Source organism: Martinezella tropici (assembly GCF_003287875.1).
Taxonomy (GTDB): Bacteria; Pseudomonadota; Alphaproteobacteria; order Rhizobiales; family Rhizobiaceae; genus Rhizobium; species Rhizobium tropici_C.
This window is the reverse complement of record NZ_QMKK01000035.1, coordinates 212,446-239,264: the sequence shown is the minus strand read 5'-3', so window position 1 is coordinate 239,264 and position 26,819 is coordinate 212,446. Positions and strand designations below refer to the sequence as shown.

Below are 26,819 nucleotides of genomic sequence, written 5' to 3'. Positions count from 1 at the left end.
CGCAAGCGTTATGATGACAAAAATTGTCAGGGCGATGACTATCGATTCGTGTTGACGACAAAACGTTGACGATTTATCGATATATTATCATCGTTATTGGCATCGTTCTGCTGGAGGCGGGTTTGTCGGAGAATATTTCGGGTCGTTGGGATTTCTGGATCGATCGCGGCGGTACCTTTACCGACGTGGTCGGGCGCGATCCGTCCGGTGCTCTCCACGCCCGCAAGATCCTCTCGGAAAATCCCGAGGCTTATCGTGATGCCGCCGTTCATGGCATTCGTCTCCATCTCGGTCTTGGCAAGGGCGAGCCGGTTCCCGAAGGTGCGATCGGTGAGGTCCGCATGGGCACGACGGTCGCCACCAATGCGCTGCTGGAGCGCAAGGGCGAACGCCTTGCGTTGGTGACGACGAAGGGATTTCGCGACGCGCTGCGCATCGGCTATCAGGAGCGCAAGAAGATCTTCGCGACCGAGATCGTCAAGCCGGAAGCGCTTTACGAAGATGTCGTCGAGATCGAGGAGCGGGTGCTTGCCGATGGCACTGTCGAACTGGCCCTGGACGAAAAGGCGACTGAGGCGGCGCTGCGCGACCTTCTTGCCAAGGGTTATCGCTCCGTCGCCATCGTCTTCATGCATGCCTATAAATTCCCGGCGCATGAGGCTGCGGTCGCGAGGATCGCAAGGTCGATCGGCTTCGAGCAGGTCTCCGTCAGCCACGAAGTCTCGCCGCTGGTCAAGCTCGTCGGCCGCGGCGATACGGCTGTTATCGACGCCTATCTCTCGCCGGTGCTCGGCCGCTATATCCGCCAGGTCTGCGATGAGCTCGATGTCGAGCGCACCGGCGCACGCGTCATGTTCATGATGTCGTCGGGCGGATTGACGGCCGCCGATATGTTCCAGGGCAAGGACGCGATCCTCTCGGGTCCGGCTGGCGGTGTGGTCGGCCTTGCGAAGACAGGTGAGCAGGCGGGTTTTGCCAATGTCATCGGCTTCGACATGGGCGGCACCTCGACGGATGTTGCGCATTTCGATGGCGAATATGAGCGTGCCTTTGAAACGGAAGTGGCCGGTGTCCGCGTCCGCGCGCCGATGATGCTGATCCACACCGTCGCTGCCGGCGGTGGCTCGATCCTGCATTTCGATGGTGATCGCTTCCGTGTCGGCCCGGATTCGGCCGGTGCCTTTCCAGGTCCGGCCTGCTATCGCAATGGCGGCCCGCTGGCCGTCACCGACGCCAACGTCATGGCCGGCAAGCTGCTGCCGGAATTCTTCCCGTCCATCTTCGGACCCAGCCAGGATCAGCCGCTCGATGTCGAGACGGTGCGGACCAAGTTCGCATCTCTTGCAGCCGAAATCGGCGATGGGCGAAGCCCGGAAGACGTTGCCGACGGCTTTATCCGCATCGCGGTTGCCAATATGGTCGAGGCGATCAAGAAAATCTCGGTGCAGCGCGGCTATGACGTCACGCGCTATGCGCTCAACTGCTTCGGCGGTGCCGGTGGCCAGCATGCCTGTCTGGTGGCCGATGCGCTGGGGATGAAGAGCATCCTTCTGCATCCGATGTCCGGCCTTCTCTCCGCCTATGGCATGGGCCTTGCCGATATCCGCGCAACGCGCCAGAAGGCACTCGGCGTTTCCCTCGATGATGCCGCACCTGCCGCCATCGCAGCGCTTGGCAGCGAACTGCGCGGCGAATGCGTGCCCGAATTGGAAGCCCAAGGTGTCGCAACGGCCGAGATCAAGACGATCCGGCGCGCCCATATCCGCTATGCCGGCACCGATACCCTGCTGGCGGTCGAGACGACCTTTCCGGAAATCGACACTTCCGCGCGGCTGCGCAGCCAATTCGAGGCGCTGCACAAGCGCCGCTTCGGCTTCGTTGCCGAAGACAAGCCTCTGGTCGTGGAGGCCGTCGAGATCGAAACGATCGGCGGCGCTGCTGCCGATATCACAGTCGAGCTGGAGACGAGAGCCGAAGGTGAAGCCGAGGCTGTGAGGCGCACCTCCTTCTACTCCAACGGAGCAAGTCACGATGCGGCCGTCGTCCTGCGTCAGGCGATCAAGCCCGGCCAGACCGTGACCGGTCCGGCCATCATCATCGAGCCGAACCAGACGATCGTCATCGAGGACGGCTGGCAGGCGCAGCTGACCACGAGGGATCATATCGTCCTCACGCGCATCAAGGCGCTGCCCGAGCGCAATGCCATCGGCACCAAGGCCGATCCCGTCATGCTGGAGATATTCAACAATCTCTTCATGTCGATCGCCGAGCAGATGGGCATGACGCTGCAGAACACGGCCTATTCGGTCAACATCAAGGAACGGTTGGATTTCTCCTGCGCCGTCTTCGATGCGGAAGGCAATCTGGTCGCCAATGCGCCGCATATGCCGGTTCATCTGGGCTCGATGGATGCGTCGGTCGCAACCGCGATCCGCGAAAACGCCGTCATCCATCCGGGCGACGTCTTCCTCATCAATGCGCCCTATAATGGCGGCACGCATCTGCCTGACCTCACGGTCTGTACGCCGGTCTTTGATGATGCCGGTCAGAAGATCCGCTTCTGGGTCGCCAGCCGCGGCCATCATGCCGATATCGGCGGCATTTCGCCGGGATCGATGTCGCCACTTGCCACCCATATCGAGGAAGAGGGCGTCTATATCGACAATTTCAAGCTGCTCGATCGCGGCCGCTTCTGTGAAGCGGAGCTTACCAAGCTTTTGACGGGCGCCCGCTATCCCGTGCGCACGCTGGCGCAGAACATCAACGATCTCAAGGCCCAGGTCGCCGCCAATGAAAAGGGCGTCGCCGAGCTGAAGAAGATGATCGCGCTCTTCGGTGAAGACGTAGTGGATGCCTATATGGGCCACGTTCAGGACAATGCGGCGGAAAGCGTGCGCCGTGTTCTCGATCGTCTGTCGGATGGCGAATTCACTTACGAGATGGATCAGGGCTGCAAGATCGTCGTCAAGATCTCGATCGACAAGGACAAGCGCGAGGCGACGGTCGATTTCACCGGCACGTCGGCGCAGCGCCCGGACAATTTCAACGCGCCGCAGCCGGTCACCCGTGCCGCCGTGCTCTATGTCTTCCGTGTCCTCGTCGAAGCCGATATTCCGATGAATGCCGGCTGCCTCCGGCCGATCCGCATCATCATTCCCGAAGGCACGATGCTGACGCCGAAATATCCAGCTGCCGTTGTTGCCGGCAATGTCGAGGTCAGCCAGGCCGTGACCAACTGCCTGTTCGGCGCGGTCGAGGCGCTTGCCGCAGCCCAAGGCACGATGAACAATCTGACCTTCGGCAACGACGCCTATCAATATTATGAGACGATCTGCTCCGGAGCGCCGGCAGGACCTGGCTTCAATGGCGCCGATGCGGTGCACACGCATATGACCAACTCGCGCCTGACGGATCCCGAAATCCTCGAGACGCGGTTCCCGGTCGTGCTGGAGAATTTCCACATTCGTCCGAATTCGGGCGGGCGCGGCAAGTGGAACTCCGGCAACGGCACGCAGCGCACCATCCGCACGCGTGAAAAGCTGGAATTCGCCATCCTGTCGGGCCACAGGCGCGTGGCACCCTTTGGCATCAAGGGCGGCGAAGCCGGACAGACTGGCCGCAATTATGTCCGTCGCAACGACGGCAAGATCGAGGAACTGATCGGCTCGGCCCATACCGTCCTCGAAGCTGGCGAAGCCTTTACGGTCGTCACTCCCACCGGCGGCGGTTACGGAAAGCGGGATGAATAGCAATATGATGCCGTGTCGAGCGGCAACCGACCGCTCGGCTCGTCGAATCTGCGGGGCCTTGATCCGGTTCGAAGGAGTTTTCAGGTGACGTCCGAGGAAAAGAGTAAGCGACGCGAATTGATAGTCTCGTCGGCCCATCTGGCCGGCGGCAGCTCGCCGGCCTTATCGGAGCTGGAATACGGGTCGATCCTCTTTTCCCATGCCTTCAATCGATGGCTGGTGCGCTGCATGGCGGCGGCCGGCGTGCCCGGCCTTTCGCCGGTCGAGATCCTGATCATTCATTCCGTGCGGCATCGCGACCGGCCGAAAACGCTCGCCGATCTCTGTCTCGTCCTCGATATCGAGGACACGCATGTCGCCAATTACGCCATCAAGAAACTGGAGGCGGCAGGCCTCGTCAAAAGCGGCAAGGCCGGCAAGGAAAAGACGATCCGCGTCACCGACAAGGGCCTGGACGCATTGCAGCGCTATACGGAAATTCGCGAGCGCCTGCTGGTGGAGGCGACCAAGGTCTCCGGCCTGTCGCAGGATGGCCTGTCCGACATTGCTTCGCATCTCAGGGCATTGTCCGGCTATTACGAACAGGCCGCACGGTCGGCAGCGACCCTGTAAGCAGCGAGGAAAGCAGGCGACCGCCGCAATTCTTGGTCGCTTTAAGGCCTCTTTCCGTCAAGATCACGATCTCGTGCCGACCCCGAACCGGAGCGTCAACCCCGGCCCCTTATCTATTCTGTTGCGCCATACCTATATTAGGTCTGTGCGATCCGTTGGCGGATGTTCGTCCAACGATCGGTATCGATCGAACGATATGAGATCCAGTTTTTACCACCGCACGACTTTTGGAAATTGCTGGCTTCGCACGATAGCAAAAGTGTGCTTTTTTTGACCGAAAGGGGAATGGTGTAAAAACTTCCATGAACAACGATAGTTTTGAGCTGAAATTTTGGGGCGTGCGGGGAAGCATCCCTGTATCGGGACCGGAATTTGAGCGGTACGGCGGCAATACGTCGTGCATTGAGTTACGGCATGACGGCAGGCATATCTTATTCGACGCCGGGACGGGGTTGCGCGAAGCGGCGGCGTATCTGGCCAAGGAAGGGGTTCGCGACATCGATCTCTTCTTCACCCATTCTCACTATGACCACATTATCGGCCTGCCCTTCTTCAATGCCATCTATGATCCGAGGGTCAGCGTCGATCTCTGGTCCGGCCATCTTGCCGGCAAGACGACGACCCGGCAGCTGATCGGCCAGTTCATGCGGCCGCCATGGTTCCCCGTCGAACCCGATATCTGTCGCGCCGAGATGAGTTTTCGTGATTTCGCCGCTGGTGATACGCTGAAGCCGCATCCCGGCATCGTGATGCACACCGCCAGGCTGAACCATCCGGGCGGCTGCATCGGCTATCGCATCGAATGGTCGGGCCGGGTCATCGCCTTGGTCTACGATACCGAGCATACAGCCGGCAAGCTCGATGAAGCCGCGCTGGCCCTGATGGCCGATGCCGATATCGTGATATATGACGCGACCTATCTCGAAGCCGAGATGCCCAAATATCTGGGCTTCGGCCATTCCACCTGGCAAGAGGGCATCAAGCTCGCCAAGAAGGCCGGCGCCAAGCGGCTGGCCCTGTTTCACCATGCTCCCGGCCGCACCGACCGCGAGCTGGACGACATGCAACGCGATGCGCAGCAGAGCTTCCCCGGCGCATTCGTCGCCTTTGACGGGCAGTCGCTGCAGCTCTGAAGCCTGCCGCGGCAGCGGAGCATGCTGGAATTGCGCTAAAGCGTGTCGCGATCTTTCAGATTCGCTTCTCGCGCTTTAGGTGTTTGGTTTTGCGCATGTCATCGTCGCAAAACCGCTGCACACTTTCGCGCGGGCATGCTTTAGTTGATGAAATTGCCGACCGGCCGCCATTCGATGGCGGCATGGCCGGCCGTTTCCGCAAACAACGCCTCAACGAAATCCCAGGCAAGATCGTCGTGGACGAGATGGTGGGTCATCACGCCGATCGGTTCGTCATTGCCGTCGAAGCGGTTCTGAAGCTCCTCCACCAGGCGTCCGATCATGTCAGCATGCGGCAGTCCTCCGCGCACGCCGTGCCATCGCATGATGTCGATATGCGTGTTGACCAGGCCGATGGGTGCCTGCTTGGCCAGCCCGAAAACCGAGACGGCACGGTAGCCGAACGGTTCGAGATGCGGGAGCAGTCCATCGTCGATCCGGTTCCATGGCGGCACCAGCAAAGGGCAAAACTGCGTGGGATAAAGGGCTTGCAGCTTGTCGAAGCCGCGATGAAGCTCATCGAGCACGATAGCCTTAGGCCGGTGCAGGCCGAGCTCCTGCTTCTTGGTGTCATCAGGAGCATAGTTCCGATGTGTCCAGCCATGCACCGTCGCCGTGATGCGGCTTTCGGCCGCCAGCCGTTCGGCCAGAGCTTCGCCTGTCGGCGCCGGAATGATCGCGAGTGCCATCGGCACGTCGAACCGATTGGAAAGCGATAGAAGCCGGTCGAGGGCAGGGGTCGGCTCGATGGCGTCGTCGTCGCGGAACCATAGCTTCGCCTTTCGCCTGGCCGCGCCCCAGCGCCGCAACTCCTCGCGCAAGGGCTGCCACTCGGCTCTATCGTTCATAATGGCTATCTCCCAGATAGTTTCGAAGGATGGTTTCGAGCCGTTTCGATGCGGCGCTCAAGGAACGCTCCTGATGGACGAAGCCGTAGGCGGCGTCCGCCATGGCCCGTCGCTGCTGCTGATCGCCGAGGAGCTGCGAAATTGCATCGGCATAGGCCTTCAGATCGCCCTCCGGCGTCAGCAATCCGGTTTTTCCCGCCATCACCACCTCCGGCACGCCAGCCGTCGCCTGCGCGATCACCGGAAGGCCGGCCGCCTGTGCCTCAAGATAGGCAAGGCCATAAGCCTCATTGCAACCAGGCCAGACATAAAGACCGGAGCTCGCAAGCTCCTCTGCGATCTCCGTCGTGGAGCGTTCTCCGCGCCACTCTATCCGTCTCTCGTCGAAAGTCGAAAACAGTGATCTCACCTCGGTCCGCATCGGCCCATCGCCGATGACCGTCAGGATCCAGTCCTGATCGCGGATGAGATCGAGCGCTTTGGCCAGTATGGTGTAGCTGTCGAACTTGTCGCCCTTGCGCAGCATCGCCACGGTGATCAGCCGTCGCGGATCGGAGGACGAGCCCGCGAAGGGGGCGGCATCGATGAAGGGCAGGAAACGCTCGTAGCGGCCCTCCGGAATCGCATCCTCAAGGCCGAGCCGGTCCCTTTCGGTAAAGCACAGATTGACGGCGGCAAGCCTTACTGCATCGGCAATGAGGCGCTGGTTTTCAACCCAGCCGTTTTCGTCATGGCGGCGGGAATAGGATGCCTCCGCCGTGACATAGGGAATGCCGAGCCCTCTCGCGATCGGTGGGCCGATAAGATCGGGGGTCTTGTAATAGGGATGGTAAGTGAACCACAGGTCGGGCGGCGTCTCATCCTGCCAGCGCTCGAGCAGGCGATCCACTTCGCCTTCCGCCTGCCGTGCGATTTCCACGCGTGGACCGGCCTCCGGCGTCGGCGTGAAGCTTCGCAATTCGGAAGCGACGTCGACCCGATGCCCTGCCATTTCCAGCGCCGCGATGATCTGGCGAGCCATCAGCCGATCGCCGGAAGGGACCGGGTGGCCGGGAGATTTCAAGGGGGCGTAAAAGGCGATCTTCATGCTGCCGGCACGTGGTTGACGATTAAGTGATGGTATGAGCCTGAATCGTGAGAAAGTTGCCCGAATTCCGACCGGTTGCGTGACAATAAGATCCCTGCTTCAAAAAGCCGCATCCTCGACAGTATGCGGGGTTGCGGCTACTGCATAATTCCTTAAATCGGAATCGATTTGAGGATAAAATTATGCAGCAGATTAAAAGTGCTACGGCGATCTTTGCGCGTCATATATGACGCGCGGTACCGTAGATGAATAGGCGATAGCCGTTTTCCCACCTGTTGTGAACGGGCAATATACATTGGGTTTGATGACCATCGAGGCAAGAAAGCCAATCATGTCCGACCGCCTCGTGCGAAAGCTGCGCCTTGGCTCCGGTTTGATCGTATTCGCCTTCGTGATCATGCATCTGGCCAATCATGCCCTCGGGCTGATTTCGCTCGGCGTGGCCGAACATGCGCAACATTGGTTCATGTTGGTTTGGCGCAATCCGGTTGGAACCGTGCTTCTTTATGGCGCCCTGATCGTCCACATTCTGCTCGTGCTTAAGATGCTTTACAGGCGCCGCACGCTTGTCATGCCTGCCGGCGAGGCCTTCCAGATCGTTACGGGCCTGCTGGTGCCGGTGCTTCTGATCGATCACATCGTCGGCACTCGCATCGTGCATGAGGTTTATGGCTATCACGACACCTACAGCGCGATCGTGCGCACCCTCTGGATAACATCGCCGGTCAACGGCGTGCGTCAGTCGCTCGTGCTTCTGATCGTCTGGCTTCATGGCTGCATCGGCGTTCATTTCTGGCTGCGCTATCGTGCCTGGTACATGGCAATCGCGCCCGTCATGCTGTCGCTTGCCATCGTTCTGCCGATTCTCGCCTTGCTTGGCTTTGCCGCAATGGGCAAGACGGTGGCACATGAGGTCGCTCAGGAGCACGAGCGCGGCTATCCCGGCGGCTACTATAGCGACATGCGAAGCTATGGCGAGACGGGGTCGGTGCCGGGCAGTCAGATGGTCGAAATTCTATGGCCCTACCGCGCCGGGTTCTATGGGGCATTCAGCCTGTCGATCGTCGCTCTCTTCGGTTTCCGCGCGCATCGCAGACTGCGTGAGCGGCAATATCAGATCGCCATCCGCTATGCGGGCGGGGAGGTCGTGCATGCGCCACGCGGCTTCAGCGTACTCGAGGCAAGCCGCCTTGGCGGCATACCGCATTATTCGGTTTGCGGCGGCAAGGGCCAGTGCTCCACGTGCCGTGTCCAGATCATTGAGGGGCAGGAAAACCTGCCGCCGCCGGAGCCGCTGGAGCAGAAGACGTTGAACCGGATCGGCGCTACGCCGGATGTCAGGCTTGCCTGCCAGCTGCGCCCGACCGGCAATGTCAGCGTCCTCCCGCTCCTGACGCCGATGGCCGAGGCGACGATCCCGGTTTATAGCCAGACCGCCAGCCCAGGCCGCGAGCGCGAGATCGTCGTCTTCTTCTGCGATCTGCGCCATTTCACCGCGCTGACGGAATCGCGGCTTCCCTTCGACATCGTCTTCCTGCTCAACCGCTATTTCGCCATCGTCGGCCGCATCATCGAGGAGAATGGCGGCCGTATGGACAAGTTCATCGGCGATGGCGCGATGGCGCTCTTCGGCCTGCGTACCACGCCGAAGGAGGCAAACCGGCAGGCCTTGAAGGCCGCGGCCGCGATCATACGGGAGATCGACAAGCTCAGCGCGGAACTGGCCGACGAACTGGCCGCTCCGCTTGAAATCGCCATCGGCCTTCACAGCGGCTCGGCCGTGGTCGGCTCGATGGGATATGGCAGCGTCAAGAACGTGACGGCGATCGGCGACACGGTCAATGTCGCCAGCCGCCTGGAAAGCGCCGCCAAGGAATTCAACAGCGCGCTCGTCTTTTCCGAGCCGGTGGCCCGGCTCTCGGAGGTCGATATGGAGGGCATCGAAAGCCGCGAGATTGCCGTGCGCGGTCGCGGCGAGCCTTTGCGGGTCTATATCGTTTCGAAGGAAACGAGCGGCCGCTTTGCCTGATGTGCCGACAGGGCACCGGCGGCGTATCAGCCGATCTTCTCCGTTTGCAACGCAACGGCCCTGGTGTAGGGATGCTCGCCATGTTCGACCGCAAGCTGCTTACAAGAAAATACTGGCGCCGCGCCCTTCGCAGGAAGCGGGATGCGATCGCCACTCGCCTGTTCGACACGCGCCTGGGTCGGGACATTCTCGTCAGCGCGCTCGGTCCGCGCGTCAAGACGATGACGGTGGACTGCGGCGACCATGTCCTGAGCTTCTCACCGGCCGATTACATCGGCCGTAAGGTGTTTCGCAAAGGGCATTTCCAGCGCGATCATGTCGCCCGGCTGCTGAGCGTGCTGCGCGAGCGCGGTCTGCTACGCAAAGGCTCTGTTCTTCTGGAGCTCGGCGGCAATATCGGTACGCAAACCTGCTATTTTGCCCTCAGTGGCGCCTATGACCGCATTGTCAGCGTCGAGCCGGATCCGCGCAATTTCCGGCTGCTGGCGATCAACGTCGCCGATAACGGCCTGCAGGAGATGGTAACGGCGGTCAATTGCGCCGCCGGCGATCGCGGGGGGCAGCTCGATTTCTATCTCAATCACAAGAATCACGGCAAAAGCAGCGCGTTGCGCCAAAGCGCAACCGACGAGAAAATCTCGGTTCCCGTCCTGCCCGTTGGCGATATTCTGCAGCAGGCCGGCATCGATCCCGCCGATATCGGCCTGATCTGGATGGATATCGAAGGCTATGAGCCCGTTGCTTGCCGGTCGATGCAGGCACTGATGGCACGCAAGGTGCCGCTCTACATGGAATTTACCCCCGCCTTCTACGGCAAGGATCAGGCCAAGGCTTTCATTGCCGATCTCGCCAGGCACTACGGCGAATGCCTTGCATTTTTCGAAGACGGCGAGCAGACGATGAAAGTCGTCGAACTGCCCAGCGAAGGCGAGCAGTTCGATGTGCTGTTTCTACGCTGAAATTAGCGACGCCGATAGATGAAATAGCGCCCTTGCTTGACGGCAGCGGGCAGGGGAAGCGCCTGAAGATCCGGATGATCGAGGGGAAGGCCGCTGACGGCAATCCCGCCTGAAACGAGCACGCCGGCCATGATCCCGGGCAACCAGGTCAGCGTCACCGCATCCTTGTCCTCGTAGCCGGTGCCGATATCGGCATGGGCAAGCGAGGCCTTCGCGCCGACGAAGCCCCTGGCCGTGTCCTTGATTTCACCGAGGATGAGATTGTCGGCCGACGGCATGGACGGGCCGTAGGCATTGGCCGCCCGATCGAATGCGATGATGCGGCGATCGGGGAAAAGTTCGCGCAGATGGTCGAAGGTGCGGCCATTGCCGAGCCCCAGTTCCAGCACGGGTCCGTCAAGCGTTCTGACCTCCTCGGCAACGGCGTTGAGGATGTCGCGCTGCGCACTCAGGCGGCGAATGAAACTATCCAGGCGGCTCATCGTATTTCAAATATCCTTGGCGTCTTGTGCCTCTCTCCCGACCGGAGTAGCACGGCCCGCATCGCGGCGTCGACCGCCCGCTGGTTTTTCGGCGCTTTTGCTGTAGGGATAGATCGTCGCGGTGCTCACTGAAGGGGGAAATATCATGGTCGAACCACCGAAAGATGATTTCTTCCATAAACTCACGGGCTTCACCCGTTTCGAGGGCGTGACCGACAGCGCCAATTATCAGCCGCTGCCGGACGACTGGTTGATTGCGATCGCCGATATCGTCAGCTCGACGAAGGCAATCGCCGCCGGCCACTACAAATCAGTCAACATGGCGGGCGCCAGCGTGATTTCCGCCGTGCTCAACGCGTTGGAGAGAGGTGATTATCCCTTTGCCTTCGGCGGGGACGGCGCTTTGGTGGCGATCCCTCCGTCGGGAGAGGAGCGGGTACGCCGTGCGCTGGCGGCCGTCCGGGCCTGGGTGATGGAGGAATTGCAGCTCGACCTGCGCACGGCCCTGGTGCCGATGACGGTGATCCGCGGCGAGGGCCTGGACGTGCGGGTCGCCCGCTTCAGCCCGAGCAACCACGTTTCCTATGCCATGTTTTCCGGCGGCGGGACGAGCTGGGCGGAACGGCAGATGAAGGCAGGACGATTCATCGTCGAGGCGCCGCCGACAAAGGTAGAGCCGGATCTGACCGGCCTTTCCTGTCGTTGGAACCCGATCAAGGCACATAACGGCGAGATTGTCTCCATCATCGCCATTCCGGGCGATGCCGGCAACGACGCTAGGTTTCAACGGCTGGTCGCCGATATCATTGCCATCTCCGCCGAGCAGAACCGCGACGGTCATCCGGTGCCGGTCGAAGGCCCGACGCCGGCATTGAGCTTCGACGGCGCGGATATCGAAGCGCGCGCCGTGGCCGCTCCCACCGATCGCTGGTGGCGAAAGCTGGCCATCGATGCGCAGATCGTCCTCGTCTGGATTCTCGACAGGTTCGGCATCAGGGCCGCGACCTTCGATGCCAAGATCTATCGGCGGGACCTTGCAGCAAATTCCGATTTTCGCAAATTCGACGATGGACTGAAAATGACGATCGACGTCGATGCTGCGCATCTCAAGCGCATCGAGGCGCGTCTGCAGCAGGCGGAGGCCGCAGGTGTCTGCCGCTTTGGACTGCACCGGCAGGACAGCGCCCTGATGACATGCTTCGTGCCGACACCGCTTATGCGAGACCATATGCATTTCATCGACGGTGCGAGCGGCGGATATGCAATGGCGGCAATGGCCTTGCGGGAAAAGAGGCCGCCGGCGCTTGCCGCGGGCGAGTGATTTTCACGCGATGGAGCGGTGACGCGACTGGCAGCCTCGGGCCGCGGTCGCGATTTTATCGATCCGCTTCGTTTTTGCCATTGTTTCAGCGTCATATGCGCCTTATCTCAAAGAGAACAAAACGAGAGTCGCCGGTTGCGGCGATCGTCTTTTGCTGCATTTCATATGCGGGGGTGCGGGAGAAATGCAGCCGGATTTCTGGCGTCGACATGACCTGACGAAGGAAAGCATCGACGCTGTCGCATGGTGATTTTGTCCGACCTCAAGCCGATAGGCAGGGGGTTGCGGAGACGGCGGCATTCCATGGCCGGGACGAAACATCAGGCATTGCAATATGGACCGCGGGGATAATGACTATTCATTCGAGTGTTTCCGATATTCTTCTCGATAAAGTAGCGGAATGGCTGACGCAGGCGGCGCTGACCGGCGAAAACCTGGAGACCATCGTGCGGGGCTTCTGCGAGCGCATGGCGGCGACGGGGATGCCGCTCGTTCGCGTGCATCTGACCTTTTCTATGCTGCATCCGCTTTATGATGCTCTCGGATTTACCTGGCGGCGGGCGGGCGGCCTGACGATCGAAGGCTATCGCCATGTTAACGATCGGCCGGAACGCTTCATGCAGAGCCCCTATTACTATCTTCTCTCCAATAATCTCCTGCATTTGCGTCGTCGGATCGATGTGGATGGAGCCGTGGAGTTTCCGATTTTCGAGGACCTGCGCAAGGAGAAGGTGACCGACTATATGGCCTTCGTGCAGACCTTTGGAGCGGGTTCTGTCCAGGGCATGATGGGTTCCTGGTCAACCGACAGCATCGGCGGCTTCAGCGAGGAGATGATCGGAGCGCTGATGCGCATGCAGAACCATCTCGCCATGGCGGCCAAGATGGCGGTTCTAGGTAAGCTCGCCAACAACATGTTGACCACTTATCTCGGCGGCGACGCCGGCAAGCGCGTGCTGAACGGGCAGATCCGCCGCGGCGACGGCGAGACGATCCGCGCGGCGCTGGTCATGGGTGATATGCGGCAATCCACCGTCTATGCCGAAAAGGAAGGGCGGCAGGCCTATATCGATACGCTGAACGAGTTCTTCGACGCGATCGCGGCCCCCTTCAACCGCAATGGGGGCGAAATCATGAGCTTTCTCGGCGATGGATTCCTGGCGGTCTATCCCTGCGGCCGCCACAAGGATCCGTCCAAGGTGGCTTGCGAAGCGGCGCTATCGGCCGTTTTCGAGGCGCAGCGCCGCGTTGCTGCCCTCAACAAGGATCGCCAGGCGCGCAATTTGAGCGAGGTGCGTTACGGAATAGGCCTGCACGTCGGCAACGTCATGTTCGGCAATGTCGGATTGAAGGATCGGTTGACGTTCTCGGCCTTCGGCGCCGCCGTCAACGAGGTGGAGCGGCTGCAGTCCCTGACCAAGAAATATGGAACGGAGGTTGTCGCGAGCCAGGCCTTTTCCGGCTACACCGACTGCGAGTGGGGAACACTCGGGGAAGAAAAGCTGCGCGGCGTGCGCCAGCGCTTTACAGTGGTCTCTCCGATGGCAGCCTCCATTGCCAATGGTACGGTGGAGGTTTTCCACGACGCGGCGGCGGACGGGCTCTCCGAAGCCGAGCAGGTTATCCTCCTGCACAGGGATGCCAAGAAGTTCGAAGGCCGTGTTCAAGTCGAAAACCTGACCCAGTGACCTCTGCCGCAGCCTGGTTCAGCATAGGCCGATATATCACTGGAAAGACGACAGATTTTTTACAGTCTTTGCACCGCCTTGACCAGCTAGACACCCGTTATGCCCTACGTTAGTGTGCCGCCTAAGGCCACAAAGGTCATGTGAGCGGGAAGTAATATGTATGGCGTCAGGGACTGATCTACTGCGTATTGAGAACCTCGACGTCTCGTTTTCCCTTTACGGGGACAATCTGCGTGTCGTCAAAAACGCCGGTTTGAGGGTGCTTCCCGGCAAGGTCACGGCCCTTGTCGGCGAGTCCGGTTCCGGCAAATCCATTATCAGCCAGTCGATCATGGGCATCCTGCCGACGCCGGCAACCGCGACGGGGCGGATCCTTTTTACCGACCCACTCGACGGCGAGACCACCGATCTTCTCCAACTGCCGCGTGATGGCGCCGCTATGCGCAGGCTGCGTGGCGCGCGCATGGCCAAGATTTTCCAGGAGCCGATGACGTCGCTGTCGCCGTTGCATACGGTGGGCAACCAGATCAGCGAAGTGCTCCGTATTCACAGCCCCGACACCAGCAGGGCGGAGCAGCGCGAGAAGACTGAGGAAATGCTGAGCCTCGTCGGCTTTCAGGATCCCCAACATACTTTCGACATGTATCCTTTCCAGCTCTCCGGCGGCATGCGCCAGCGTGCGATGATCGCCATGGCGCTGATCTGCAATCCGGCGCTGCTGATTGCCGATGAACCGACCACCGCGCTTGACGTCACCATCCAGGCGCAAATTCTCGGTCTGCTGCGCAACCTCCAGCAAACCTTCAACATGGCGATGCTCCTGATCACCCATGATCTCGGTGTCGTGGCGAATATGGCCGACGAGGTCGTCGTTATCTATCACGGCGAAATCATGGAGGCCGGGCCGGTCGAAACGATCTTCCGCCAGCCGCAGCATCGCTATTTGAAGGCCCTGATGTCGGCGGTGCCGCATTTCGACATGAAGCCGGGCGAACGGCTGAAGTCCCTTCGGGATGTCCCCGTCAATCTCGGCACCTTTTCCGGCAAGAAGAAGCTGATCGGCAACGGCGCGCCCGCCACCGGCACGGCACCCGATGTCCTGCTCAGCGTAAGCAACCTGACCAAGACCTATACATCGAAGGCCGGCGGCCTGTTCGGCAGGCGGGACGGCACGAAGTTCCGTGCCGTCGATAATGTCAGCTTCGATATCCGCCGCGGCGAATGTCTCGGCTTGGTCGGCGAAAGCGGCTGCGGCAAGACGACAGTGAGCAAGATCCTCATGCGCGGCATCACGGCCGACAGCGGTTCCGTCAGCTTCGACGACGGCAGCGGCAAGATCGACGTGCTGTCCGTCAAGGGCGACGAGTTGATGGATCTGCGCACGAAGATACAGATGGTCTTCCAGGATCCGGTTTCGTCGCTTTCTCCGCGCATGACGATCCGCAATATTCTGAGCGAGCCCCTGGAAATCCATGGGCATGGCGATAGTGCCGAACGCAAGGAGAAGGTCGAGGCGCTGATGCAGGCGATCGGCCTCGACAAGCATTTTCTCAGCCGTTACCCGCACAGCTTTTCCGGCGGCCAGCGCCAGCGCATCGGCATTGCGCGCGCCCTGGCACTTGGGCCGAAGCTTCTCATCCTGGATGAGCCGGTCTCGGCACTCGATGTGTCCGTTCAGGCGCAAATCCTGAACCTCCTCAAGGACTTGCAAAAGGAACTCGGCCTGACCTACCTGTTCATCTCGCACAATCTCGCCGTGGTCGATTACATGGCGGACAGGATCGCCGTCATGGCGCGGGGGCGCATCGTCGAAATCGCGCCGCGCGAAATCATCCTTCGCGATCCCGTTCATCCCTATACGCGCTCGTTGCTTGCCGCCGTCCCGTTCCCCGATCTCGACCGGCCTCTGGATTTCTCCGCTCTGAACAGCGAGGGACCGGCCGCCAAACAGAAATGGGGGCCGCAATTCTCGGAAAGCGCGGACGGAGACCTTGCCTATGCTGATCTGGGCGGCGGCCATTTCGTTCGCGCCCGCCGGGGCGTCGAAGCCCAGGAGCTGCGCAAATGGTAACGCGGCGAAGCTTTCTCGGCCTGCTGGCTTCCACCATATTGCCGCCGCCTCTTGCTGCGGCGGAGGTCGACAACGAGCCGGACTATCTCGCCGATTGGCTGCGAGCCGGCCAGATGCCGCATCTTGCGAAGCGGCTGCCGAAATTTCCGCGCGTCGTCAATGTCGCCGCCATGGGGCGCACGCCCGGCCGCTACGGTGGCTCCGTCCGTACGATCATCGGCAGCCAGAACGATATCCGTCTCATGACGATCTACGGCTATGCGCGCCTCGTGGGTTACGATCGCACGCTGACGCTTCAGCCGGATATTCTGGAATCCTTTTCCGCCGTCAACGACACGGTCTTCACCTTCAAGCTGCGTGAAGGGCATAGATGGTCCGATGGGCATCCGTTCACCGCCAACGACTTCCGTTACTGGTGGGAGGATGTCATTCTCAACAAGGAGTTGACACCCGGCGGTGGCGCGCTCGAATTGCGCCCGCACGGAAGCCTGCCGAATTTCGAGATGCTCGACGAGCTCACGGTGCGCTACACCTGGGATGATCCCAATCCGAATTTCCTGCCGATCCTTGCCGCTCCGCAGCCGCTCGTCATTGCCGGGCCGGCCCACTATCTCAAGCAGTTCCACAAGAAATACCAGGACAAGATTCGTCTTTCATCGCTGATGCAGGAAAACAGAGCGAAGAAATGGCAGGATCTGCATATCAAGATGGGCCGCTCGTACCGCCCGGAAAACCCCAATCTGCCGGTGCTCGACCCGTGGAAGAATACGACGGCGCCGCCGGCGGAGCAGTTCGTGTTCGAGCGCAACCCCTATTTCCATCGCGTCGACGAGAACGGCCGGCAACTGCCCTATATCGATCGCATGATCCTGGACATCAGTTCGTCGTCGATCATTCCGGCCAAGACCGGGGCAGGAGAAAGCGATCTTCAGGCAACCGGCATAGACTTCAACGACTATACTTTCCTGAAAGAGGCCGAGAAGCGCAATCCGAGCAAGATTAAGGTCGATCTTTGGAAGGCAGCGCGTGGATCGCGTGTCGCCCTGTACCCCAATCTCAACAGCGCCGACGCCGTCTGGCGCGACCTCTTGCGCGATGTTCGGGTCCGCAGAGCGCTGTCGCTTGCGATCGATCGTCACGAGATCAACATGGCGGTCTTCTACGGTCTCGGAACAGCGAGCGCCAACACTGTGTTGCCTGACAGCCCGCTTTTCAAACCCGAATATGCCTCTGCCTGGATCGCGCATGATCCGGATCAGGCCAATGCTCTTCTGGACGCCGCCGGCCTTGACAAGCGGGATGAAGACGGGGTCCGCTTGCTGCCGGACGGCCGGCGAATGGAAATCACCGTTGAGACACCGGGCGAAAGCACGCTTGACACGGACGTGTTGGAATTGGTTACCGATCATTGGCGCAAGGTCGGCATTGCACTTTTCACCCGCGTATCGCAACGCGATATTTTCCGCAGCCGCGCCATGGGCGGCCGCATTCTGATGTCGCTGTGGTACGGCCTCGACAATGGGGTGGCGACGGCCGACATGAATCCGGGCGAATTGGCACCGACGACCAATGACCAGATGCAGTGGCCGCTTTGGGGCATGTACTATCTATCGCGCCAGACACAAGGCGTGGCGCCGGACGTGCCGGAGGCAACCGAGCTGATCAAGCTGCTGGGCGAATGGGAAGAGGCTGCCTCCTCCTTCGAGCGGGCCGAGGTCTGGCACAAGATGCTGAAGATCTATACGGACCAGGTTTTCTCCATCGGTCTGGTCAACGGCACTTTCCAGCCGATCGTGCATTCGGCGCGCATGCAGAATGTGCCGGAAAAGGCGCTCTACGGCTTCGATCCGACCTGTCTGCTCGGCGTCTACATGCCGGATACCTTCTGGATGAAGGAGGATCGTCCGAATGCTTAGATATATTCTCTGGCGCGTTGCGGTGATGCTTCCGACCCTGATCGTCATCTCGATGCTGGTCTTTACGATCATCCAGCTGCCGCCCGGCGACTTCTTCGATAGCCAGATCGCGGAATTGCGCGCCCAGGGTGATACCGCGAATCTTCAGGATATGGAGAATCTTCGCCACGAATATGGGCTCGACAAGCCCTTGCCGCTTCAATATCTGCACTGGGCCGGAGGTATGCTGCATGGCGATTTCGGCTATTCCTTCGAGTATCAGCTGCCGGTTTCGGAAGTGGTCGGCGATCGGCTCTGGCTGACCATCCTCGTGTCGATGACGACGATCCTTCTGACCTGGTTGATCGCCTTCCCGATCGGTATTTATTCCGCCACCCATCAATACAGCTGGGGCGACTACGGGCTGACCTTCCTCGGGCTGCTCGGTATCGCCATTCCGAACTTCATGCTGGCGCTGATCCTGATGTATTTCGCCAATGTCTGGTTCGGCGTATCGATCGGCCATTTGATGGATCAAAAATATCTCTCGCAGCCGATGAGCTGGGAAAAAGCGCGCTCGATCCTGTCGCACCTGTGGATTCCGGTCATCATCGTCGGCACGGCCGGAACGGCGGGCATGATCCGCCGCCTACGCGCCAATCTGCTCGACGAGATGCAGAAGCAATATGTCGTCACAGCGCGCGCCAAGGGGCTGCATCCGTTGAGGGTGCTGGTGAAATATCCATTGCGCATGGCGTTGAATTTCTTCGTCGCCGATATCGGGTCGATCCTGCCGGCGATCATTTCCGGTGCCGAGATCACCGCCATCGTGCTGTCTCTGGAGACGACCGGCCCGATGCTGATCCGGGCCTTGCAGAGCCAGGACATGTATCTCGCCGGCTCTTTCCTGATGTTCCTGGCCTTTCTCAACGTCATCGGCGTGCTGATCTCGGATATCGCCCTTGGCTTTCTCGATCCCCGCATCCGCTTGCAAGGCAGGAGCACAAAGTGAGCGTATCCCTGCCAAAGCCCGGTGCTCCTCTAGAGCACTATGTCTCGAACGCGAATTTCGATCCAGATCAGTTCGAAGCCACGTCCGCAGGCCAGCAACGCTATTACATGGCGTCGCAAAAGAAGCTGATGTGGTGGAAATTCAAGCGCCACAAGCTTGCGCTTGCATCCGGCATCTTCCTTCTGCTGGCCTATGGCATGATCGTGATTGCGGAATTCCTGGCGCCCTACGGGCTGCACACCCGCAATGTCGACTATATCCATTCGCCGCCGCAGATGATCCACCTGTTCGACAAGGGCAATTTCGTCGGGCCGTTCGTCTATGGCCGCAAGATGACGCTCGATATCGACTCGCTGCGCCGGATCTACACGGATAACCCCTCCGATGTGCAGCCGATCCGTTTCCTTTGTCGCGGGGACGCCTATCGCTTCTGGGGGCTGGTGGACTCGAACCTTCATCTGGTTTGCCCGGCCGTCGGCGGCCAGATGTATCTGCTCGGCACCGACAGGCTGGGACGTGACGTGCTGTCGCGCATCATCTATGGCGCGCGCATATCCCTGACGATCGGGTTGATCGGCATTTCAATCAGTTTTCTGCTCGGCATCGTCATCGGCGGGCTTGCCGGCTATCATGGCGGCCTTTTCGATCTTCTCGTGCAGCGCGTGATCGAGGTGCTGCAGTCGCTGCCGAGCCTGCCCTTGTGGATGGCGCTTGCGGCGATCATGCCGGTAAGCTGGAGCCCGATCATCGTCTACTTCGGCATCACCATCATCCTCGGCATCCTGGATTGGACAGGCCTTGCGCGCGCCGTACGCTCCAAGCTTTTATCCTTGCGCGAGGAGGACTACGTGCTTGCCGCGCAACTGATGGGAGCAAGCACGCCCCGCATCATCGGCCGTCACCTTGTCCCCGGCTTCATGTCGCACCTGATCGCTACCGCAACAATTTCGGTGCCGAGCATGATTCTCGGCGAAACTGCCCTAAGTTTCCTTGGATTGGGCCTTCGTCCGCCGATCACGAGTTGGGGCATCCTGTTGACCGAGGCCAAGAACGTCAGCGTGATCGCCTTCTATCCATGGCTTCTTTTTCCGATGATCCCGGTGATATTGGTTATTCTGGCGTTCAACTTTTTAGGAGACGGGTTGCGTGATGCCGCCGATCCCTACAAATAGCAGGGTGAATGGCGAAGACAGGATTGCAATTCGACGAGCGGTCGCGGATGTCGTTTGCCGACAAACCGCGTTATGACTTTTACCCCCAGAGGTTTTGCCAATGAAGCGGCGCTTAGAAGATGCTCGAATCCTCATGTACAGCCACGACACGTTCGGTCTCGGTCACCTGCGGCGATGCCGGACGATCGCGCATGCACTCGTGGAGGATTATCGCGGGCTGAACGTGCTGATTATCTCTGGCGCGACGATTGCCGGGGCATTCGATTATCGGTCCCGTGTGGATTTCGTCAAAGTGCCGAGCGTGATCAAGCTGCGTGACGGCGAATACACGTCTATGGCGAGCCATGTCGCGTTGCAGGAAACGCTGAAGATGCGGCAGTCGATCATCCGTCATACGGCGGAAACCTTTCAGCCGGATGTTTTCATCGTCGACAAGGAGCCGTTGGGCCTCAAGGGCGAGGTCGAGGAGACCCTGACCTATCTCAAGGCGCGTGGTACGACGCTTGTTCTCGGCATGCGCGATGTCATGGACGCACCGCACCTGTTGGAGGCGGAGTGGAAGAAAAACAACGTGCTGCAGAAGATCGATCAGTTCTACGACAGCGTCTGGGTCTACGGGCCGCCGGATTTCCATGATCCCCTTATCGGGCTCGATGTGCCAGCGGGCGTGCGGCGGAAGATGGAGTTCGTCGGCTTTCTGCAGCGTAGCGTTTCCACTCTGGGCACGAAATCCGAACATGTGCCCGACGAGGACTATATCCTGGTGACGACTGGCGGCGGCGGCGATGGTGCCGATCTCGTCAGCGATGTGGTTGCCGCGTTCGAACAGGACAGCTCCCTCACGCAGAAGACGCTGATCGTCCTCGGCCCCTATATGCCCGCCAAGGAGCGCGGCCAGCTCCTGGAGCGCGCCAGCAAGATCGATTGTCTGCAGGTGATCGAGTTCGACAACAAAATGGAAGAGCTGATTGCCGGCGCCAAGGCCGTTGTCGCCATGGGCGGTTACAACACCTATTGCGAGATCCTCTCCTTCGATAAGCCGGCGCTGATCATTCCGCGCACGCGTCCACGCGAGGAACAGCTGATCCGCGCCCAGCGCGCCAGCGAACTCGGCCTCGTCGATATGCTGCTGCCGGAGGAATCCGCCGATCCGAGGCAGCTTGCCGCCGCCCTGAAGCGCCTGCCGAACCGCGCGCCGCCTTCGGCAAGCAGCAGTAATATGCGCCTTGAAGGCCTGGTGCATATTTCGCGCACCATCGGCGAGTGGTTCGATGATCGCGAGCGCTATACGCCGCTGTCGATCGTTGCAGAATAGAGCATCGGAAGCCGTCGATGCGGAAGAAAATCCTGGTGGTCCTCAAGGGCTATCCTCGCCTGTCGGAAACCTTCATTGCGCAGGAGCTGCTTGGCCTGGAAAGGGCCGGCTTCGACCTGACGCTGATTTCGATGCGCAAGCCGACGGACAAGAAGCGTCATCCAGTCCATGACGAAATCAAGGCGCGCGTCGTCTATCTGCCGGAATATCTGCACAACGAACCGCTGAGGGTGCTGCGGGCCTTCTTTGCAGGCATCGGCAAGCCGGGCTTCAGGCCGCTCGTGAAGCAATTCTGGGCCGACTTGAAGCGGGACATTACCCCAAACCGCGTGCGGCGCTTCGGCCAGGCATTGGTTCTGGCGCATGAATGGCCAGACGGTGGCGAATGGCTGCATGCGCATTTCATCCATACGCCGGCTTCGGTGACCTCCTATGCCAGCATCATGACCGGCATTCCCTGGACCTGCTCGGCGCATGCCAAGGATATCTGGACGTCGCCGGACTGGGAGCTTTCTGAAAAGCTCGACCGAGCCCGCTGGGCGGTGACCTGCACGCGCACCGGCTTCGAGCACATGCGCGATCTGATCCAGGCGGATGACAAGGTCTATCTCAGCTATCATGGCCTGGATCTCGATCGCTTCGCTCCCTTCGCCGGCGAACATTCCGATCGGAACGGCACGGATGCTTCCGACCCCGCCTTCATTCTCAGCGTCGGGCGCGCAGTGGAGAAAAAGGGATACGATGTCTTGCTGAAGGCACTGGCGCTGCTGCCTGGCGATCTCAACTGGCGCTTTACCCATATCGGCGGCGGCGATGGGCTGGCAAAGCTGAAGGCATTGGCCGACACGCTCGGCATTGCCGATCGCATCACCTGGAAGGGCGCGCTGGCACAGGAGGATGTGCTTGCCCATTATCGTCAGGCCGATATCTTTGCGCTTGCCTGCCGCATTGCGGCCGACGGCGATCGCGACGGCCTGCCGAACGTGCTCGTGGAAGCATCGAGCCAGCGTCTCCCCTGCGTTTCCACCAATGTTTCCGGCGTTCCCGAATTGATCGACGATGGCGAAAGCGGTCTTGTCGTTCCATCCGAGAATCCGCAAGCCCTTGCCGCGGCGCTGGAAGCTGCCATTCGCAATCCCGCGCTACGCCGCGGGCTGGGAGAGGCAGCCGAAAGGCGGGTGCGCGAGCATTTCGACTATCATGCCAGCATCCGGCAATTGACGCGGCTGTTCGAGGAACAGTGGCAAAGGGAAGATCAATGGCGGAAATCCGCATGACGGCCCCGCATTCCCAGCCTTTGCGCGTTTTCTTCTACGTTCAGCATCTGCTCGGCATCGGCCATCTGGCGCGCGCCAGCCGCATTGCCAGCGCCCTGGCGAAGGATGGCTGTGAGGTGACTGTTGTCACCGGCGGCATACCGGTGAGCGGTTTCCCCGCGGCGGATGTCACCTCGGTCACATTGCCGGCCGTCGTCGCTAGCAGCGCCGGGTTTTCCGGGCTGGCCGATCAGGCCGGCAATCCCGTCGGCGAAGATTTTCTGTCGCGTCGTCGCGATCTGCTGCTGGATGCTTTCCGGCAGGCTGCCCCCGATGTTGTCGTCATCGAGGCCTTTCCGTTCGGCCGCAGACAGATGCGTTTCGAGCTTCTGCCGCTGCTCGATGCCGTTGCCAAGGCAGATCCGAAACCGAGGCTTTACACATCGGTGCGCGATATTCTGCAGCAACAGAAGAAACCGGGCCGGGACGAGGAGACCGTCGGCCTGCTTCGCGACCACTTCGATGGCGTGCTCGTTCATGGCGATCCGCATTTTGTCCGGCTGGAAGAAACCTTTCCCCTGACCGAGGCGATCGCCGACAAGATTGCCTATACCGGTCTTGTCGCACCCGCCTTGCCGCCGGAGCCTGTCGAAACCTTCGATATCGTCGTATCGGCCGGCGGCGGCGCTGTCGGGCTTGATCTGATCCGCGCATCGCTGGAGGCGGCAAGCCGCGTGGCGACCGATCGCCGCTGGCTTCTGATTGCCGGGCCGAACCTGCCCGAACAGGATTATGCCGATCTCGCCAGGCGCGCGCCGGGCAATGTCGCGCTCGTTCGCTTCCGCAAGGATTTTCCGTCTCTGCTGCGGGGGGCGGAGCTGTCGATCTCGCAAGCCGGCTATAATACCGTCGGCGATCTTCTCGTTGCCGGTTGCCGCGCCATTCTGGTCCCCTTCACGGCCGGCGGCGAAACGGAGCAATCCGTCCGGGCCGAGCGGCTGGAAAGGCTGGGCTTGGCATTGGCTCTGCCGGAGGCGGGATTGACGAGCGAATTGCTGGTCGCAGCCGTGAAAACCGCGCTGTCGCGCCCCAAGCCGAGCAACCCGGACATCGATCTTGGCGGCGCCGCCAGAACCTCGGCTATCCTGCGTCGAACCATATAGGGAAAAGCCGCGGCTGATATCGGAGGCATCCTGTCGTTTTATCCTCCTGGATTCCTGCAATCTTGTGATATAAATCGAAAAATCGATGAATCGGGAGGAGCGTGGACGAAGGACCGGGCGGTTCCCCTTTTCACAATGGGGCCACGTATCCGCAACGAAATCTTCCCGCATCTCTGCAACATCGGTGCCGGCATCAGGCCGGCGTTGGGCGTTGAATCTGAAAGCCTGCAGTAAGCAATGGAAAAAAGCCTAGCGCGTTACATTTGGTCGAACACCCGGCTGGAGCAGGTCTGGATACTGCTGGTGGTTGCGGCGTCGATGATTCCGTACTTTCTGTCCTTCGACCTGCCGAAGCAGATCGTCAACGGACCGATCCAGGGCAAGGGCTTCGAACATCCCGGCGATACGCAGACGTTCATGCACATTGCCTTCAACATGCCGCTGATCGGCCATGTCGAAGTCTTTCAGGGCGTCCAGCTGACCCGCATGTGGATGCTTGTTGCGTTGAGCATGGTGTTTCTGGCGCTTGTCGTGCTCAACGGCCTCTTCAAGCTCTATATCAATACCTATAAGGGGCGGCTCGGTGAGCGCATGCTGCGACGCATCCGCTTCGAACTGATCGATCGCGTGCTGCGGTTCCCTCCGAGCCATTTCAAGCGGGTGAAGCCGGCGGAAATCGCCACCATGATCAAGGACGAAGTGGAGCCGATGGGCGGCTTCACCGGCGATGCCTTCGTCCAGCCCGCTCTTCTCGGTGGCCAGGCGGTGACGGCGCTCGTCTTCATCATCATGCAGAATTTCTGGCTCGGCATGATCGCCGCGGCCATCGTCGCCGTACAGGCGATCGTCATTCCCCGCATGCGCAAGCGGCTTCTGGAGCTTGGCCGCCAGCGCCAGCTGACGGCGCGCGAGCTTTCCGGCCGCGTTGGCGAAATCGTCGATGGTATCGGCACCATCCACGCCAACGATACCACCAACCTTGAGCGCGCGGACATAGCTCACCGGCTCGGATTGATCTTCTCGATCCGCTATGATCTCTACCAGTGGAAGTTCCTGGTCAAATTCATCAATAACTTCCTCGCTCAGGTGACGCCGTTCCTGTTTTATCTGATCGGCGGTTTCCTGGCCTTGCAGGGCCGCCTGGACATTGGCCAGCTCGTTGCCGTCATCAATGCCTATAAGGATTTGCCGGGACCGCTGAAGGAACTGATCGACTGGGACCAGTCGCGTCAGGACGTTCAGGTCAAATACAATCAGGTGGTCGAACAGTTCAGCGTCGATCATCTGATCGATCCGAAAATCCAGGCGGTTTCGCACGTGCCCGCCGGCCGCATCACCCATTCTCTCGTCGCGACCAATCTGACCATCGTCGATGACAGCGGCGCGCGCGTGCTGGACCACGTTTCGGTTGAAATTCATCCCGGCGAAAGGGTAGCGATAGTTGGCGACAGCGGGGCGGGAGGCGAATATCTGGCGGAAGCATTCGGGCGCCTGATCTGGCCGGACAGCGGCCGCATCTCGATCGATGGCCGCGATATCCTGGAACTGCCGGAATCGGTAACCGGACGACGTATTGCCTACGCCTCGTCCGAGACCTTCTTCTTCCACGGCACGTTGCGCAGCAATCTGCTTTATGGCCTCAAGCATGCGCCACTCATCGCTCCCGTCTATACCGACGATGAGGCCACAAAGGCCAAATGGCGTGTGACCGAAGCGCGGCGCGCGGCCAATCCGGAATTCGATCTCAATAGCGACTGGGTCGATTATGCGGCTGCCGGTGCCACCGGGCCGGATGATATCTATTCGGTGATCCGTCCGGTTCTCGATGCCGTTGCCATGTCGCAGGATATTTTCGACATGGCGCTGCGCTCGAATGTCGATGCGGCAGCACATGAAGATCTGACATCGCGCATCGTCGAGCTGCGTCAGGCATTGCGGTTGCGGCTTGAGGAAGAGAAGCTGGAGGACCTCGTCGTTCCCTTCCAGTTCGATGTTTATAATCCGCAGGCGACGGTCGGCGAAAATCTGTTGTTCGGTACGCTGAAGCGGCCGCAGATGACCAATCGCAAGCTGGCGGCACATCCCTATTTCCAGCAGATATTCGCCGAGACGGGTCTGGTATCGGATTTGTACGATATGGGTCTGGAAATCGCCGAAAACGCTGTCGAGCTTTTCACCGACCTGCCGCCGGACCATCCGTTCTTCCAGCAGCTGACCTTCATGACGGCGGAGGATATTCCGACCTATGAGGCGCTGCTTCAGAAGCTGAACGGCAAGGGATATGAGGCGGCGACCGACGATGAACGCGCGGCCATCATCCGCCTGAGCTTCTCCTATATCGAACCGCGTCACCGCTTCGGTCTTCTGACACAGATGCTGATGGAAAAGATCGTCCATGCACGGGCGAAATTCTACGAGAACATACCAGCCGATCTTGCCAGGGTCATCGAGCGTTATGATCCGGAGCGCTTTACCGCGTCGGCGACCTTGATGGACAACGTGCTGTTCGGCCGCATCGCCCATCAGCAGGCCAATGCGCCCGAGCGTATCCACCAGATCATGTATGATGTCTTCGGTCGTCTCGGCATGCATGACAGCGTCCTGTCGATCGGCCTGGATTTCGATGTCGGCTCGGGCGGCAAGCGCCTGACGAATGTGCAGCGCCAGAAGCTCAATCTTGGCCGTGCTCTTTTAAAACGTGCGGACTACATCATCTGCAATCGTCCGCTGCCGGCGCTCGATCATCGCGTTCAGGAACAGATTGCAAGAGCCATCCTGGGCACATTCGACAGCGACGGATATGCGCCGGCCATCATCTGGGTGCTGTCCAACCCGAGTTTCGCCGAGTTGTTCGATCGTGTTTTGGTCTTCGACCATGGGAGTCTTGTCGAAAGTGGGTCAAGCACCGATCTTTTAGAGAAAAACGGTATGTTCAAAGAACTGTTATCGTAATATCCTATCTCGACAGTGGCGTCTGGGGCCGAACAC

General features: G+C 60.2%; 18 protein-coding genes. 15 read left to right on the top strand and 3 right to left on the bottom strand.

The genetic code is table 11. The features are described 5' to 3' along the window. Window positions 1-122 precede the first annotated feature (122 nt). The 3 genes from DQ393_RS14385 to DQ393_RS14375 all read left to right on the top strand — a co-directional run bounded on the left by DQ393_RS14385 (window position 123) and on the right by DQ393_RS14375 (window position 5,494). Complete coding sequence (locus DQ393_RS14385; protein ID WP_112342509.1) at window positions 123-3,749, top strand: hydantoinase B/oxoprolinase family protein; 3,627 nt, start codon at window positions 123-125, stop codon at window positions 3,747-3,749. Between the two features lie 84 nt (window positions 3,750-3,833). Further along, window positions 3,834-4,361 carry a winged helix DNA-binding protein gene (locus DQ393_RS14380; RefSeq protein WP_112342508.1) on the top strand — a complete coding sequence of 176 codons (528 nt, stop codon included), beginning with the start codon at window positions 3,834-3,836 and terminating at the stop codon, window positions 4,359-4,361. A 302-nt stretch (window positions 4,362-4,663) separates the two neighbouring features. After that, a complete protein-coding gene (locus DQ393_RS14375; RefSeq protein WP_112342437.1) occupies window positions 4,664-5,494 on the top strand; it encodes an MBL fold metallo-hydrolase in 831 nt (276 codons plus the stop codon). A gap of 140 nt (window positions 5,495-5,634) precedes the next feature. On the opposite strand, the gene DQ393_RS14370 is transcribed toward DQ393_RS14375, so the two are convergent. Continuing rightward, window positions 5,635-6,381, bottom strand: coding sequence for a polysaccharide deacetylase family protein (locus tag DQ393_RS14370; RefSeq protein ID WP_112342436.1), 747 nt, complete (start codon window positions 6,379-6,381; stop codon window positions 5,635-5,637). Then, window positions 6,371-7,468 carry a glycosyltransferase family 4 protein gene (locus DQ393_RS14365; RefSeq protein ID WP_112342435.1) on the bottom strand — a complete coding sequence of 366 codons (1,098 nt, stop codon included), beginning with the start codon at window positions 7,466-7,468 and terminating at the stop codon, window positions 6,371-6,373. Before DQ393_RS14365 ends, DQ393_RS14370 begins: the two co-directional genes overlap by 11 nt. A gap of 304 nt (window positions 7,469-7,772) precedes the next feature. Here DQ393_RS14365 and DQ393_RS14360 point away from each other — a divergent pair, with 304 nt between their 5' ends. Together DQ393_RS14360 and DQ393_RS14355 are read left to right on the top strand one after the other, a co-directional pair. Then, entirely contained in the window at window positions 7,773-9,497 is a 1,725-nt protein-coding gene (locus tag DQ393_RS14360) for an adenylate/guanylate cyclase domain-containing protein (protein WP_112342434.1), read from the top strand. A gap of 80 nt (window positions 9,498-9,577) precedes the next feature. Further along, window positions 9,578-10,456 (top strand): FkbM family methyltransferase, encoded by an 879-nt coding sequence (locus tag DQ393_RS14355; protein ID WP_112342507.1) that lies wholly within the window; start codon window positions 9,578-9,580, stop codon window positions 10,454-10,456. 2 nt (window positions 10,457-10,458) lie between these two features. Here the strand turns inward: DQ393_RS14355 and DQ393_RS14350 are convergent, their stop codons facing one another. Continuing rightward, entirely contained in the window at window positions 10,459-10,938 is a 480-nt protein-coding gene (locus DQ393_RS14350; RefSeq protein WP_112342433.1) for a class I SAM-dependent methyltransferase, read from the bottom strand. 145 nt (window positions 10,939-11,083) lie between these two features. Here DQ393_RS14350 and DQ393_RS14345 point away from each other — a divergent pair, with 145 nt between their 5' ends. The 10 genes from DQ393_RS14345 (at window position 11,084) to DQ393_RS14300 (ending at window position 26,783) form a co-directional block, all read left to right on the top strand. Continuing rightward, complete coding sequence (locus tag DQ393_RS14345; protein ID WP_112342432.1) at window positions 11,084-12,259, top strand: DUF3095 domain-containing protein; 1,176 nt, start codon at window positions 11,084-11,086, stop codon at window positions 12,257-12,259. Between the two features lie 350 nt (window positions 12,260-12,609). Continuing rightward, a complete protein-coding gene (locus DQ393_RS14340) occupies window positions 12,610-13,947 on the top strand; it encodes an adenylate/guanylate cyclase domain-containing protein (protein WP_112342431.1) in 1,338 nt (445 codons plus the stop codon). A gap of 160 nt (window positions 13,948-14,107) precedes the next feature. Beyond that, a complete protein-coding gene (locus tag DQ393_RS14335; protein WP_112342430.1) occupies window positions 14,108-16,018 on the top strand; it encodes an ABC transporter ATP-binding protein in 1,911 nt (636 codons plus the stop codon). Further along, complete coding sequence (locus DQ393_RS14330) at window positions 16,012-17,934, top strand: ABC transporter substrate-binding protein (protein WP_112342429.1); 1,923 nt, start codon at window positions 16,012-16,014, stop codon at window positions 17,932-17,934. The genes DQ393_RS14335 and DQ393_RS14330 overlap by 7 nt, the downstream gene beginning before the upstream one ends. Next, window positions 17,927-18,925, top strand: a complete 999-nt coding sequence (locus tag DQ393_RS14325; protein ID WP_112342428.1) for an ABC transporter permease — start codon at window positions 17,927-17,929, stop codon at window positions 18,923-18,925. Before DQ393_RS14330 ends, DQ393_RS14325 begins: the two co-directional genes overlap by 8 nt. Beyond that, complete coding sequence (locus DQ393_RS14320; RefSeq protein WP_112342427.1) at window positions 18,922-20,097, top strand: ABC transporter permease; 1,176 nt, start codon at window positions 18,922-18,924, stop codon at window positions 20,095-20,097. The genes DQ393_RS14325 and DQ393_RS14320 overlap by 4 nt, the downstream gene beginning before the upstream one ends. Window positions 20,098-20,197: 100 nt before the next feature. Then, window positions 20,198-21,412 (top strand): glycosyltransferase family protein, encoded by a 1,215-nt coding sequence (locus DQ393_RS14315; RefSeq protein ID WP_112342426.1) that lies wholly within the window; start codon window positions 20,198-20,200, stop codon window positions 21,410-21,412. A 17-nt stretch (window positions 21,413-21,429) separates the two neighbouring features. Beyond that, a complete protein-coding gene (locus DQ393_RS14310; protein ID WP_112342425.1) occupies window positions 21,430-22,689 on the top strand; it encodes a glycosyltransferase family 4 protein in 1,260 nt (419 codons plus the stop codon). Beyond that, window positions 22,686-23,831 carry a glycosyltransferase family protein gene (locus tag DQ393_RS14305; protein WP_112342506.1) on the top strand — a complete coding sequence of 382 codons (1,146 nt, stop codon included), beginning with the start codon at window positions 22,686-22,688 and terminating at the stop codon, window positions 23,829-23,831. The genes DQ393_RS14310 and DQ393_RS14305 overlap by 4 nt, the downstream gene beginning before the upstream one ends. 237 nt (window positions 23,832-24,068) lie before the next feature. Continuing rightward, a complete protein-coding gene (locus DQ393_RS14300; protein ID WP_112342424.1) occupies window positions 24,069-26,783 on the top strand; it encodes an ABC transporter transmembrane domain-containing protein in 2,715 nt (904 codons plus the stop codon). Window positions 26,784-26,819: the final 36 nt, after the last annotated feature.